Below are 15,119 nucleotides of genomic sequence, written 5' to 3' on the forward strand. Positions count from 1 at the left end.
ATTGAAAAGGCCTCCGGATCAAGGGTTCGGAGGTCTTGTTTTTTAATGATTTTTATTGATTGGAATAATCATTCGTATGAAGAGAAAGTCGCATATTTCCAATCATTTCTTTTTGTTCCACAGGGCCATTTACTTCTTTAAATCCGATTTTTCTGTACAGATGATATGCTTTTTCATTTTTATCCGTTACTTCAAGGAAAATATCGATACCGTTAAATCTTTTCTTACCTTCTTCAATAACGGCCTGAATGATTCTAAAACCTATATTTTTCCCCTGAAAATTTTCTCTTATGTACATCTGGTAGATATTGCCTTTCCCATTTTCATCCATCACAAAAGCGCAGATTCCAACCAGTTCTTCATCGGCAAATGCTCCGAGGACAAATCTGTCATGATTCTGGTCTTCGATATCACTTTCCAGCCGGAATTTTTCGATTTTCAGTGCTTCCTGGTAATTTGCTCCAAATGATTCAGGAAATTTCTTCAGACTTTCAAGCCTGATGATTCTATATTTTCTGCTTTCATGAGACATGAGAAGACGGTAGTCAATATTCATGGGAAATAAAATTTTAAATTAATATTTTTCGCTATATATGATTTAATTGTGAAAATATTTTCTAAATAAAATCATTCTTTTTAATGAAAAATAAATTCCGGTATTTTTCAATTAATATCGTAAACAAGGATGTTTCTAATGAATCGCTTGTTTTTGTGTATTTCATTCAATTTAGTAGTGAAATTTGTGTATATTTATAACAAACTAACAACTATTTCGTTAATATATTCAATATTGATTGGTTCTTTCAGTAAAAAACTGATAAGCAGCACCTAAAGATCAATATGTACCGAGGGAAATAACTGATAAATTATATATGTGTACCATCCTATTATGAAAAAGTTGATAGTCCGTATTCTACGGATGGTTATATTAGTTATTATTGTTTCATGCACTCAGACTTCTCCTTATAGTCAAACAGAAGATTTTGATCAGCCTTTGATAGAGCAGAATAATGAAATGAATTCTTCAGGTAATTTTGAAGCACTCGTTAAACTCAATGGAATATATTTTAAAAAAGCAGCAAAATCAGGATATGAAGAAGGTAAAGGGCTTTGTCTTCTTAATATTGCCAATGTGAATTCTACAGAAGGAAACTACGAAAGAGCGCACCTCCTTTTAGACAAAGCAGGAGAAAGTCTTAAACATTCAGAAAATAGCTTTCACCGGGCCAAATTTTATGACAGTTATGCTCACTATTATTCCCACCTCAAACAGTATGATAAGGCGGTCATTTATAGTGATTCAGCCTTGTATGCTTTAAAAAAAGCGCCGGATTCAAATCTTAAAAAAAAGCTACTGCCAAGAATTTATATCAACAGAGGAACCTATTTTGCATGGAAAGGGCAGCTGGGAAATTCATTGAAGAATTTTCATAAAGGAAATGTTTTAGAAAAATCAGCTTATTCTACCTGTATGATTGCCCAGTATCACCTGTATACCAACAAGCTGGATTCAGCCGGAATCTATGCTTTGCGTGCGGAAGAAATGATGAATCGTCAGAAAACACCCGATATTGAAAAGCTATGGATCTACTATACAATAGGATACTACAATAAGGAAATCAGACATAGTGATGAGGCAGAAAAAATGTTGAAAAAGGCATTGGAGATGAGTGTTAAAACACGACTTACCTATTCTTTCCAGATAAAAGACGTCTATAAAGCTTTATCAGAATTGTATAAGATGAAAAAAGATGATGAAAAATCATACTACTACTTATCCAGGTACCTGCAGGAAGACAACAGACTGAATGAATCCAGATTTGCAGCTATCAATAAAACAACAGACAGTTTTATATCAGAAGCCAAAAAAGAAGCGGACCAAAGGAAAAATGACTTATGGATCATAGGAATACTCTCTTTTGTAACCCTTTCTGTATCCGGATTATATGTCCGGAAAAAGATACAGCTTTTAAAATACAAGAAAAAAAGCCTGAAAACAGAAACTGACACCTTGAAAAGCCGTGTTTATGAAAAAAAACTTCAGGAAGTCATTGAACTCGCAAAGAAAAATGATTCTTCATTTCTGATGAAGTTTAAAGAACTGAATCCTGAATTTATTAAAAATCTTCTGGCCATTAATCCGGATCTTGAGAACTCTGAGCTGGCTTTCTGTGCCTTATTGAAACTTCATTTTACCTCAAAAGAAATTGCAGAGTACACCTTTGTTCAGCACAAATCCATTCAGCAGAAAAAGTACAGGATCAGAAAAAAATTGAACATAGAAGGGGATCAGGATATCTATGACTTCTTTGATCGTGTAGGAAAAAACTCCAATGAATGAATTTAGGAATAAACCTTACATTTGACAGCAGACTTTGAAATTTTCACTTACATTTAAAAATATAACTAAATATAATATAAAACGTACATGATACGCTGTTTTCTTTTCATTTTACTCTTTATTTTGACTTCATGTACTTATGATTTCCACAATAAGTATGAAAATGATTTTGATTCTCCTTTACTCACGCAAAATGAAAAATTTCGTCTTTCCGGCGATTACGATTCTCTCGTAAAACTGAACAAAACGTATTATGAAAAAGCAGAAAAAATAGGGTATAATGAAGGAAAGGCATTGTGCTTTCTGAACTTGGCCAATGTAAATCTGCCTCTGGAAAACTATAAAAGAGCAGAGTTTTTTTTTGATAAGGCCAATAAAATACTGAAGGATTCAAAAAATAATATCCATAAAGCAAAATTCAATAATGATTACGGTAATTTTCAGGTCTATCTTAAACGGCTGGACAAGTCTTTTGAGTACAATACATTAGCAATGAATTATATAGAGAATACTAAGGAATCTTCTTTCCGGAATGATGTTCTCTTTAAGATTTACTATAAACGGGGGGATTATTTTTACCGTAAAAAGCAGTACAATCAAGCGCTGGAATATTTTCGTAAAGGAGGAAAATTAGATCAATCAGGAAGGACAGAATGTGCTATCGGAGATCTTTATTTATATGGATTCAAAAATATGGACTCAGCCCGGATCTACCTATCCAAAATTGCAGAATCGTGCAACAGACAGGGGAGAACAGATGGGGTGGCTCTTAATGCCAATACGGTTCTGGGAGAATATTATTTAATCACCAAACAATACGATAAAGCAGAGGAGTCGCTGTTGAAGGCGTTGGAAATCAATAATAAAACAAAGTTTGTCTTTGCCCAATATACCCAATATATTTATACAGATCTTAAATCGCTGTATGAAAGTAAAGGAGATAAAGAAAAAGCCCTTAAGTATTTACAGGCCTATACCCACGAGAGGAGCAGGTCCGATACTGCGTTGCTGGAAGCGATTAATGATGACATGGATAGTTTTATTGTGGAAACGGAAACAGATACTAAAAATCACAGGTATACTATCATGATAATTATCGTTGTTTCTGCATTGGTTTTCGCCCTGATTGGAATCTATGCCCGGAAAATCATAAAACAGCTGAGGAGCAGAAAAAAACAGCTTAAAGATGAAACGAAAGAACTGGAAAATAAAATATACAATACCAGTCAGCAAGATGTAATTGAGCTCGCAAGAAAAAATGATCCCACATTTTTAGATACTTTTAAGAAAGCTTATCCCGGCTTTATTGAAAAAGTACTGGGTATCAATCCCGATCTTGAAAATTCCGACCTTGTGTTTTGTGCCCTGCTGAAACTTCATTTCACTTCCAAGGAAATAGCCAACTACACTTGTGTACAGCCCAGATCCATCCAGCAAAAAAAATACAGACTTAGGAAAAAACTGAATATTCCAACGGAGACAGATACCTATCAGTTTTTTGACAGCCTGATCTGATTCGTTGAAGATATTCCGATCCTTCTTCCGGAAATTCAATTTAAGTATAGACAAGACTATTGTAAACAAAAAAACTGCCTGATCATATCAGACAGCCCTCGAAATTTTTTTTTCCATCATAACTGAAAACCCAATTTCACCACTTATTGTTTATAGTTTCAAATTTGCGCTTTTTATTAGAAAATGAGAAAAAACATTCTACTACACAGGTACTACATCGCGATTTTTTTTTCATTAATTATCGATTTCTACTTAATTTTTGACATCTGTGAATTTTAATTTTTTAGTGTCTATGTGTTTGATTTTTAGAGTTTTAATAAGCTATTCATGTTATGTTTTGCAGTCAGATATGATGATGAGACTAATAACTGATGAGAAAAATTATTCTTTTTATTTTGTAAACACGTACAAGATGGTATTTTGGAGTCGTACATAAGTAGAAGGCAGATTTTTGGTTCTCAATATTTTATATAAGAAATTTGAGAAGGATAATTTTTCAATTGTTCTCGTTAGTAAAAATTAGGAATAGCTGCCCGGCTTTGTCAGGCAGCTTTTTTATTCTATGACGTTCGGGTTATCTGGTTTTTTTAAGCTGAATGCTGACCGTTATTCAAAAATTTAGGTTTAATAAGGGTATCACTTATTGAGTTGATTTCATCATTATAATCAGCGTAGCTTCTGATCAGTTTCAAATTATGTTAAATAGATGAAAAATGATTTTAAAATTTAATTAATTGTAAATCAATACATTGTATTTAAGAAGTATCTGAGTAGTACCTGATTTTATACCTGTATTAAGACGATAGTGATATTTTTATTTCCCTAAATGAATTTTCATTAATTCATGAATTTATTTCAGATAAATCAATGAAGCACCATGATTTTGATACTAGTTTATATCAATTTATTGATAATCGATAATTAGTGAGGATTCAGTTAAATTAAATTAACTATTTATTAATCAGTTTTATGAAAAAAAGAATTCTATTAGTGAGTGTTTTGGCTGCCGGATTTACAGCTGCTTATGGTCAAAGGTGGGAACCTGTAGGGCAAAAAGCATCCGAAACCAGAAAAGAAGTAGAAGTAAAGCAAGCGTACAGAGTAGATCTTGCGACCCTTACCCATCTTTTGAAAGATGCAGTGGAAACAGGAAAAGGAGCAAAACCTGTCATTATTTCGTTACCTACAGCAGAAGGCAAGATTGAAAAATTTGCAGTATACAGCGATCCTGTTATGGAGAAGTCTATGGCAGACAGATATCAATTAGGCTCTTATGTAGGTGTTGGAATTGATGATCCATCTAAATACTTAAGATTCAGTACTTCTCCAAAAGAAATACAGTCGATGGTAATTAAAGACGGCGTTTTTCAGTTTATCGAGCCGATAACAGCCGATAAGCAGACCTATGGTGTCTTTTATAAGACCAAGAGAAATGAAGGAGATCATGGTTTTGAATGCACATCGGAAGAAAAGAACTTTAAAGATATCAAGGGGTTGGAAGCCAATGGCAAAAAAAACCTTTCTAATGTAGGCATTACAAACAGACCTGCAAGTACAAAGTACAGAACCTACAGATTGGCGCTAGCGGTGACAGGAGAGTACACTAAAAAATTTGATCCTGCCGGAGGAACTGTTAATACGGTAGCACAGATGAATGCTACCATGAGTCGTGTCAATGGAATTTTTGAAAAGGATTTTGGAATTAAACTGATCGTTCAGGACCTTCCCAATATTATTTACACCGATCCGGCAACGGATTTTTATACTCCACCAGCAGTAGATGGAGATCCTTCGTTAAACTTACAGTTGCAACAAACATTAACTAATATTGTTGGTAACGCCAATTATGATATGGGGCATGTCTTTAATGCTGCAGGAGGAAATGGTAATGCAGGTTCTATAGGTTCTACTTGTGTAGATCCTGCAACAGCAACGACTTTAGCAAAAGGATCTGCATTCACTCAGAGTGCAAACCCTACAGGAGATGCATTTGATATAGATTATGCAGCTCATGAAATGGGACACCAGTTAGGGGCTAATCATACATTCTCTCATGTTTCAGAAGGATCAGGTGTCAATGTAGAGCCCGGCGGAGGTACAACTATTATGGGATATGCCGGAATAACAGGGGATAATGTACAAAATGTTACAGATGCCTATTTACATTATTCTTCCATTAATCAGGTGTTAAACAGCCTGGATAATAAGTTAGCTTGCGGAACATCACAGGACATCACAACGAATACGGCTCCTGTAATTTCACCGCTTACGGCTTATAGTATTCCTAAAGGGACTGCGTATTATCTTGATGCTAGCGCAACAGATACCGATCCTGTTAAATATACATGGGAGCAGTATGACAGTGTTGACTCTTACAATTCCATTTCCGGAGACAGCGGATGGGGATATAGCGCACAGGGAGCGTTAACAAGATCTTATTTCGGAACAGCCAGCGGAAGGAGGTATTTCCCAAGCTTACCTTTAGTCATGAACGGAATTCTGACTAATAAAACAGTTCCGGGAGCTGCTACAACGCCAAATTGGGAAACCGTATCTCATGTTCCTAGAACTTTACATTATGCAGTGACGGTAAGAGATGAGAATGCCGTTAGACCTATGCTTTCTTCTTCTGAAACTACGGTTACCGTTGGAAATGACGGACCTTTCAAATTTTCAGGACTTACAGCCTCTTCAGTGCTATATAATAACGCATCCAATACAATCTCATGGGATGTTGCCAATACCAATACAGCACCGTATAATGCGCCTAATGTAAAAATTGAATATACTACAGATCTTGTCAACGGAGCCACGTGGACAGAATTGGTAGCCTCTACACCCAATACAGGAAGCTATACAGCACAAATGCCGGCTTCTTTAACGGGTGCTGTGAAATTAAGGATTTCTGCCATCGGAAACGTATTCTATGCAGTATCTCCACAAGTGACGGTAGGTGCAGCACCTACGTCTACGACTGCAGCTCCTACAGGACTTGCAGCAATAAAAACAGAAATTTTTAAAACTACAGCCAGAGTATCCTGGAATAGTGTTCCAGGGGCAACGTATTCAATTAACTACAGAAAAGTAGGCACAACAAACTGGTCAAATGCAACCAGTCCTACCAACTCCGTGGTGCTGAGCACTCTTGAAGATGAAACAAACTATGAAGTACAGGTTGCTGCAGTAGTAAACACGGTTCCGGGAGCATTCTCAAATAACTATACCTTCAAGACTAAGGGACTTACAACAGGGGTTGATTACTGCTTAATGACAACTGGTGGAAATAGTTTTGCCAGCTTTAGCTATAACAGTGGGATGGCTCAAATGAACATATCCAATTTAGCGTATTCACAACTGACCTTTAAAACGATTTTCAGTACTTATCAGGATTTTAGTGAAGATACAGGCAAGTTGATCAATTTAACCAAAGGAACACAATACACATTGTCTTATTTCAATGTAGGTAACACTGAAGGTTATAATGACAATATGGAAGTGTGGATAGATTATAACAGGAATGGGGTATTTGAAGCTTCAGAGAAAGTTGGTTCTGTAACTACCGTTCCGCCGGATAATGGTCAATATCAGGGATCACTAACATTTACCGTTCCTGCGACAGCGTATTCCGGAGATAAACTGTTAAGAATGAGAGTGGCAAACACTTTCTTTAACAAAGCTACAGGGCCATGTGGCAGCCCATCGGTGGGAGTAACCGGAGGAGGAGTGATCTCACAAGGTTCATTTAAAGATTTCTCTGTAAAAATCACTAGCGGATTAGCAGTAAATGATGTAAACGGCCCGAAAACAACTGAAATTTCCATCTATCCAAACCCTGCAGATACTTTTGTAGAAGTGAAGAATCTTAAAGGACAAGCTGATTACAGCATTTTCAGTGCAGACGGAAGACTGGTTCAGCAAGGTGAGACTGTTGCTAACAACAGAATCAATGTGGCATCATTAATCAAAGGAATGTATGTGATCACGCTTAAAGATGACAAAAACACGTACAATACTAAACTTATCAAAAAATAAAATGAGATGCTTTATATTCTGAGGCAGATAATTCATCTGCCCTGAAATGAAGACCCTATTTCATGGTACCGTTTGTGTGAGGAAAGAGCCCGGAATATCCGGGCTCTTTCTATTTTTTAATTTCCTGATCAATCGGCTCCCACAGCTGAATCTTGTTGCCCTCAAGATCCAGAATATGAAGAAACTTTCCATAATCATAGGTTTCAATTTCGTCCAGAATGGTAACGTTTTCCTTTTTTAATTCCTCTGCCAGAGCCTCCAGGTTTTCCACTCTGTAATTGATCATAAAATCTTTGGCAGAAGGTTCAAAATAGGTTGTATTTTCAGCAAAAGGAGCCCACTGCGTCAGTCCTTTTTTAGTGGTGTCTTCACTTTCGCGCCATTCGAAGCTGGTTCCGTAGGGGCTCGTTTCAAGGCCAAGGTGGGTTTTGTACCATTCATTGATGGCACCGGGATCTTTTGATTTGAAAAGGATCCCTCCAATTCCTGTTACTTTTTTCATGTCTATTTTTTTATCTTTAGAATACAGGGGGTTATCCGGAAGTTGATCTAGGCTTCCGTCTGATTTCAAATATATGTAAAACTTTTCATTAGAATATCCCTTTCATTTTAAATGATCAGCTTTCTCTTGGCAATCATGTTATTTTTTAATAGAATATGGGGGTTGTGTTCTGCGAAATAAATAATTCCGTGATTTGCATACAATATTCATCATTCTGCATACATTGGCTTCGTCATTTCTTCTGAATTTTGTACTTATAAAAATCAACGATATGAATTTGAATCAGATAAAATTAGGAAGCCAGGGCCTTACCATCCCCAATATAGGTTTAGGATGCATGGGGATGACAGGTTTTGAAGATGCCCATATGTATGGCGAAGCAGACGAAAAAGAAGCCATTGCTACGATTCACCGTTCCCTGGAACTGGGAGGTAACTTTCTCGATACTGCCGATCTTTACGGACCTTTTAAAAATGAGCAGCTGATCGCCAAAGCTATGGGGAATAGTCGGGATCAATATATCATTGCAACAAAATTCGGATGGGAAATAGATGATCATGATCAGGTGACCTGGGCGATCAACGGAACTAAAGACTATGTGAAAAAAGCAGTAGAAAGATCTCTTAAAAATTTAAAAACCGACTATATCGATCTCTACTACATGCATCGTCTCGATAAAAATACTCCGGTAGAAGAAACCGTGGGTGCGATGAGTGATCTTGTCAAAGAAGGAAAAGTAAGGTATATCGGTTTATCAGAAGTATCTTCAGAAACAGTGAGAAAAGCACATACTATACATCCCCTAACGGCTGTCCAGAGCGAATATTCTTTATTTGAAAGAACAGCAGAACAAAAAGGAGTTCTGGCAACATTGAAAGAACTTGGAATTGGTTTTGTGGCCTATTCACCGCTGGGAAGAGGCTTTTTATCAGGACAGATCCGTTCCATCAATGATCTTCCGGAGAATGATTTCCGAAGAGCGATTCCCCGTTTTCAGGAAGCCTATTTTAATAAAAATATTGAGCTGGTGAAAGCTATCGAAAGCATGGCTGCAGAAAAGAGCGTAACATCTTCACAACTGGCGCTGGCCTGGATTATCAGTAAAGGGATCGTTCCGATTCCCGGAACCAAACGCAGAAAATATGTAGAACAGAATATTGATGCCACCAAAATTCATTTACAGGAAGCTGACCTTTTAAAACTGGAAAGTATTGTACCTTTAGGAACTGATACGGGCGCTCCGTACGATGAGTTCAGTATGGGACTCTTAGATTAATTTTTTAATTGTAAGCTATGAATACCATCCAGTCTGTTTCCGCTTTTCACCGTTTGCTGTCATTGCCTGAGCCCAAACATCCGCTCGTAAGCGTCATCAATTTATCCGAAAGTGTATTTCTGGAGGATGAGGTCTGGAAAGGTTTTGTGAACAGATTTTACTGTGTCGCACTAAAAAGAGAGGCAAAAGGCAAAGTAAGATATGGTCAGCAGCATTATGATTATGATAAAGGAGTTCTGAGTTTTACTGCACCCAACCAGGTGCAGTATCTCGACCTTCATACGATGGAATGCGGGGAAGGATATCTGTTGATCTTTCATGAGGATTTTATATTAAAACATCCTTTAGCTCATATTATTTCCGGTTATGGATTCTTTTCGTATGCGGTGAATGAAGCTTTGCATTTATCTGAAGATGAAGAAACGAACCTTATTGAAATATTTCATAAAATAGATAAGGAATGCCAGCATATTGACAAACATACCCAGGAAATTATTCTGTCGCAGATTGATCTTTTGCTTAATTATTCCAATCGTTTCTATGAGCGGCAGTTTATTACCCGAAAAAGCAATAATCAACAATTGCTGGCCAGATTTGAAAAATTTGTAAATGATTATTATGACCAGGAGCAGTCCGCAGAAAAAGGAATCTTAACCGTTCACCTTATTGCAGAAGCGATGCACCTTTCGCCTAATTATTTAAGCGATCTTTTACGGTTCCACACAGGAATGAATACCCAGCAGCATATTCATGAAAAACTGATCACCAAGGCTAAAGAAAAACTTTCCGCTACCGAATTGTCAGTCGGTGAAATTGCCTACAGTTTAGGATTCGAGCATGCCCAGTCTTTCAGTACTTTATTTAAAAAGAAAACCAGAATGGCTCCCTTAGAATTCAGGGCGGGATTTCGATTGAGCTGATTCCAGAAATATTTTGTCCGAATTTTCTGAAATGCTTACATTTGAGTTTCTCCTGCATGGATTAACCTGATTATTTATGAAACAAAATAACTTGCGCTTACTCCAATTTACAGGGTTTGCCTTACTTCTTATTCTGATCTGTAGCTGTTCAAAAGAAGAAAAAAAACTGATCGTAAAGAAAATAAATTCCACCGACACTTATTCAGTGAAACTTAATGGCTGCTGAAAAATTCAAGCATGGTGGCTAAAGCTGTTTCAGAATGCATCTTGTCCCCGTTTTCCAAAGACTCTTTAATGGCTTTGGCGGCTCTTTGGCGCATCTGAGTTTCATAATGGGAAATAGCTTCGTAAAGGGTACTGAACTCATCAGAAGTCAGACATCGGCTGAGTTCCAGAGCATCAAGCATCGCCATATTGGCACCTTCTCCCGCAAACGGCGGCATTACATGAGCAGCATCACCAAGCAAAGTCAGATGAGACTGAGTTTCCCATCCCTGATCCAAAGGCATATAATAAATGGGACGGGGAATAAAGGGAACAGAAGCATTTTCAAACAGTTCATACCAGATCGTACTCCATCCGCAATATTCCTTTTTAAACCATTCCAGGACCTGTTTTCCGTCAGAAAAATCCAGACCACTCTTTGCTGCCCAGTTTTCATCGGTCCTGAAACTGGCATAAAATCCAAGATCACCACTCCCTTTCTGGCCAAGAAGAAGGTTTTTGTCATTTCCAAAGGCCATTATTTTACCGTCTTTGATCAGTTCTTTGATATGGGGAGCTGCTGTTTCGGCGTTGGAAACATTCCCCTCAAGCATTAAAATTCCCGAATAAATCGGTCTCAGATCGGTAAGATAAGGACGGATCTTTGAGTGGGCTCCATCCGCGGCAATCACAAGATCAGCATACGCTGAAGATCCGTTTTTAAAATGAAGTAACCAGCCGTTATTTTGTTTCTCCATCGAAATAAAATGACTGTCCCAGACTACAGTTTCAGGCTCTAAAGAGTCCAGCAGCATATTTCTCAACGGACCACGGTCTATTTCAGGACGGAAATCTTCATTCCCGAAATTTTCATCAGGTTTTGTTTCATGATCACTGAATACGATCACTGCCTGTTCATTTACGATCAGCATCTTGTCTGCACCGGGACGGTAATTCTTTTTAAATTCATCCAGCAGATCTGCAGCGCGCAATGCATCCATACCTGATCCTTCATGCATATCAAGAGGGGAACCCTGTACTCTTGCATATGGATTAAGATCTCTTTCATATACTTTTACATCTGCCTGATGAATTTGTAAAAGTCTTGCAAGCGTCAGTCCTCCCGGACCACCACCTATTATCGCTATTGATTGATTATCTATTACCATTGTTATTTAATTTACTGATGCAAAATTATTTTTGTTTCAATACAGATAATAGTATAAATCGGTCATTTTTATTTTGGGATAATTCTTTCGGAGGTACACCGGAAAATTTTTTTATTTCTTTGATGAAATGATTCTGATCCGCAAAATTGAGCTCGGGAAATAATTGGCCCTCTGCGATATGCTCCAGGGATGCTCTGAAACGGAGAATAGTGCAATAAGCTTTTAGAGAGAGTCCAAACTGCTGATTGAAGTAGCGGTTGGTCTGTCTGCTGCTCCAGCATGTGCTGTCTGAGAGTTCCTTCACGCTCATCTCGCCGTTTGAGGAGTAGATGAGATTGAAAAGCTTTCGTTTTCTTTCATCAACTGTTTCAGGCAAAAGTTCTGTTATTTTTCGTGATATTTTTTGGGCAAATAAATCAAGATCGGTGAGATCGTTAACAGAAAGATTCCAAAAATCATCAGGGAGAGTCCGTGCAGTATTCAGAAGATCTGCAATAGAAGTATGCAGAATATATTCAACGGCTAAAGGTCGGAAGCTGATGACAAAAGCAAGTGTGCCGGAAGGAATGGTTCTCTGCTCAGGCTCAGTTTCCAATCCGATGAGAAAAGTAGCGAAAGGTTCATCTTTTCCATTTTGCATGAAAAACAGATCGACTCTGCCATCAGGCATCACAACAACTTCTTTTGCTTCATCAGAAGGATTATGAAACATCCCGATATTTTCTACAAAGCGGTCCAGTGACGGATCCGGCTTGATGAACTGACAGTAGAATTCGTGTTCCATAAAAATGTCCCTCTTTTATTTCAAAATAGAAAATTACAAAAAAATGTGATGAAATCATATGAACTCCTCAAGATGATGATTTTTAATTAAAATTCATTTAAATCTTTATAATGTGAATAATTAAGTCTTAAAATTTGGAAAATAGGCAAATAACTGATAATTTAGTAATAAATCACAAGTATGAAATTTTGGCTTTCACTAGGTCTTCTTCTACTCACTATTACGAATCTGGCAGGGCAGGTTATTGATAAAGAAAAACTTTTGGACTACTATGAAGCCCAGAGTTATACTGAGGCTGCGCAATATCTGCAGAGTATTTATCCTCAAGATACAAAAGATATAAAAGCATTAATGCAAATGGCTTACTGCCATATGATGTCTGGAAAACTTCCGGAAGCAGAGCAATATTATCTGAAACTTAATGCTTTGGAACCGGGCAGTATTCCTGTTTTATTCAGCTTAGCCAATATCAATTCAAGGAGAGGAAATGCTGCGAGATCCAAAAACTATCTTCTGGAAATTATTCAGCTTGATAGTCTTAATTTCGGCGCTTATAAACAATTGGCGGGTTTGGGAGATATCCCTGAGATTAAACTAAAATATCTTAAAAAAGCGAATTCTTTACGCAATACTGATCCAGATATCGCCTACGATCTTTCGATGGCTTATCGCGAGCAGAAACAATATCAGAAAGCTTATGACATCCTCAAAACGGCTATTGATGCAGACCGTGACAACTTTACACTCCGGCAGGCACAGCTTCCTTTGGCGAATCAGTTGGGTAAATATAAAGAGGTTATTGAAACCGGAGAGAAGCTGATGATGATCAATACAGATGTGAATGTGATGAATGAAATGGGACAGGCGTATTTTTATTTAAAAGAGTATCAGAAATGTGCTGCTATTTTCAAAACATTGGAAGATCTTGGTGTTCAGAATGAGGGAACTTTGTATTTTATGGCTCTGAGCTACCGTGAACTGAAAGAATATGATAAAGCCACAGAATATGCGAAAAAGACCATAGATGAAGGAATATCAGATCATACCACGCTTTATTATACTGCGCTGGCAGGGATTTACGAACAGAAAAATCAGTTTTCAGAAGCTTTGGAGGCATATAAAAGAGGTCTTACGTTCACTGCCAGCAGTACTGTTTATTACCGTTTAGGTCTTCTCTATGATCTTAATTTGAAGCAATCTAAAAATGCGCTCATTTACTATCATCTGTATTTGAAAAATAAACCTGATCCGGAGAAAGAAAAAGAGCAGATTACGTATACAAAAGAAAGAATTAAAGCGCTTACATCAAAAATATAGTTCATTAGCTCAATAAATTATTTTAGTTTTACAGTAAGGTAAAACCCCCGGTATGAAATTGAAATTAGGCATTCTGGATCAGTCTCCGACCATTGAAGGAGGAAGTGCTTTGCAGGCATTGAATAACAGTATTGATCTTGCTGTATTGGCCGATAAAGCAGGGTTTCATAGGGTGGTTTATTCGGAACATCATGGGGTGGAAGCCTATGGAAGTTCAAGTCCTGAAATTCTGTCTGCCGTTGTCTTAAGCAAAACCCGGCGCATCAAAGTAGGAACCGGAGGGATCATGATGAAAAATTATTCAGCCTACAAGATCGCAGAATGGACTAAGATGCTGGAAAGTCTTTACCCCGGACGTTTTATTCTGGGTTTAGGAAAAGCTCCCGGCGGATTAAAAGATGCCGTATCCGCACTGAATAATCACAGACCTGTAATTTTAGCCAGCCAGGAAACGAAATTGGAAGAGATCATCCGATACATCAAAGAAGAAAAAGGAATCTACGACGGTCTTATTGCCCAACCTAAAAATCTCACGCACCTTCCTGAAATCCTTTGGCTAGGTTCCGGAATTCAATCTGCCAGAGAAGCAGCTCAACATGGCGTAGGCTATTCGTATGCTGATTTTATGAGAAATGATCTGGGAACGGAAAGTACTGAAATTTATTTAAGCGAATTTGACAGAAACCAGTACAGTCCGGTTCCTTTGCTTCAGGTGGCTGTTGCGGTATCTGTAGCAGAAGATCTCTCATCAGCTCAATATAATGCGTATGGAATGGCCTATCAGTTTTTGCAGGCAAGACATATTCAGTCCCCGGAAGCACTTCTTCCCCCGGAAACAGTTGAACAGAGAATATTGGGAAGTGAAGATGAAGAAGAATTCTTTAAGATCCTGGAACATATCATTACAGATACTCCGGAGAATATTTCAGCGAGACTTCAGGAAAAAGCTGAGGAGTATCATACGGATGAATTAATCATCCTCTGTAATATGTTTAAAGAAACAGACCGCATAGATACCTATAAAAGTATTATATTGGCGAACTGATAATCACATATCCC

At 37.6% G+C, this 15,119-nt stretch carries 11 protein-coding genes; 7 read left to right on the forward strand and 4 right to left on the reverse strand.

Annotated features, from left to right (window positions below; translation table 11 throughout):
* Positions 1-52 precede the first annotated feature (52 nt).
* Entirely contained in the window at positions 53-556 is a 504-nt protein-coding gene (locus tag BUC06_RS15355) for a GNAT family N-acetyltransferase (protein WP_073334896.1), read from the reverse strand.
* 333 nt (positions 557-889) lie between these two features.
* Between BUC06_RS15355 and BUC06_RS23390 the strand changes: the two genes are divergently transcribed.
* From BUC06_RS23390 to BUC06_RS15375, 3 genes are all read left to right on the forward strand, one after another.
* A complete protein-coding gene (locus BUC06_RS23390; RefSeq protein WP_139263375.1) occupies positions 890-2,341 on the forward strand; it encodes a tetratricopeptide repeat protein in 1,452 nt (483 codons plus the stop codon).
* Between the two features lie 87 nt (positions 2,342-2,428).
* Positions 2,429-3,856, forward strand: coding sequence for a tetratricopeptide repeat protein (locus tag BUC06_RS23395; RefSeq protein ID WP_083564098.1), 1,428 nt, complete (start codon positions 2,429-2,431; stop codon positions 3,854-3,856).
* A 969-nt stretch (positions 3,857-4,825) separates the two neighbouring features.
* Positions 4,826-7,888 (forward strand): reprolysin-like metallopeptidase, encoded by a 3,063-nt coding sequence (locus BUC06_RS15375; protein WP_073334897.1) that lies wholly within the window; start codon positions 4,826-4,828, stop codon positions 7,886-7,888.
* Between the two features lie 109 nt (positions 7,889-7,997).
* Here BUC06_RS15375 and BUC06_RS15380 read toward each other — a convergent pair whose 3' ends face one another.
* Entirely contained in the window at positions 7,998-8,390 is a 393-nt protein-coding gene (locus BUC06_RS15380) for a VOC family protein (protein WP_073334931.1), read from the reverse strand.
* A gap of 271 nt (positions 8,391-8,661) precedes the next feature.
* Between BUC06_RS15380 and BUC06_RS15385 the strand changes: the two genes are divergently transcribed.
* Positions 8,662-9,666 carry an aldo/keto reductase gene (locus BUC06_RS15385; protein WP_073334932.1) on the forward strand — a complete coding sequence of 335 codons (1,005 nt, stop codon included), beginning with the start codon at positions 8,662-8,664 and terminating at the stop codon, positions 9,664-9,666.
* Positions 9,667-9,683: 17 nt separating this feature from the next.
* Positions 9,684-10,586 carry a helix-turn-helix domain-containing protein gene (locus BUC06_RS15390; protein WP_073334898.1) on the forward strand — a complete coding sequence of 301 codons (903 nt, stop codon included), beginning with the start codon at positions 9,684-9,686 and terminating at the stop codon, positions 10,584-10,586.
* Between the two features lie 212 nt (positions 10,587-10,798).
* Here the strand turns inward: BUC06_RS15390 and BUC06_RS15395 are convergent, their stop codons facing one another.
* Positions 10,799-11,959 (reverse strand): FAD-dependent oxidoreductase, encoded by a 1,161-nt coding sequence (locus BUC06_RS15395; protein ID WP_073334899.1) that lies wholly within the window; start codon positions 11,957-11,959, stop codon positions 10,799-10,801.
* Positions 11,960-11,984: 25 nt separating this feature from the next.
* A complete protein-coding gene (locus BUC06_RS15400; RefSeq protein WP_073334900.1) occupies positions 11,985-12,743 on the reverse strand; it encodes a helix-turn-helix domain-containing protein in 759 nt (252 codons plus the stop codon).
* 180 nt (positions 12,744-12,923) lie between these two features.
* On the opposite strand from BUC06_RS15400, the gene BUC06_RS15405 reads away from it, so the two are divergent.
* Together BUC06_RS15405 and BUC06_RS15410 are read left to right on the forward strand one after the other, a co-directional pair.
* Positions 12,924-14,060, forward strand: a complete 1,137-nt coding sequence (locus BUC06_RS15405; protein WP_073334901.1) for a tetratricopeptide repeat protein — start codon at positions 12,924-12,926, stop codon at positions 14,058-14,060.
* Positions 14,061-14,112: 52 nt separating this feature from the next.
* Positions 14,113-15,105 carry an MsnO8 family LLM class oxidoreductase gene (locus BUC06_RS15410; protein ID WP_073334902.1) on the forward strand — a complete coding sequence of 331 codons (993 nt, stop codon included), beginning with the start codon at positions 14,113-14,115 and terminating at the stop codon, positions 15,103-15,105.
* Positions 15,106-15,119 lie beyond the last annotated feature (14 nt).

The sequence above is a fragment of the Chryseobacterium carnipullorum genome (assembly GCF_900142785.1).
Lineage (GTDB): Bacteria > Bacteroidota > Bacteroidia > Flavobacteriales > Weeksellaceae > Chryseobacterium > Chryseobacterium carnipullorum.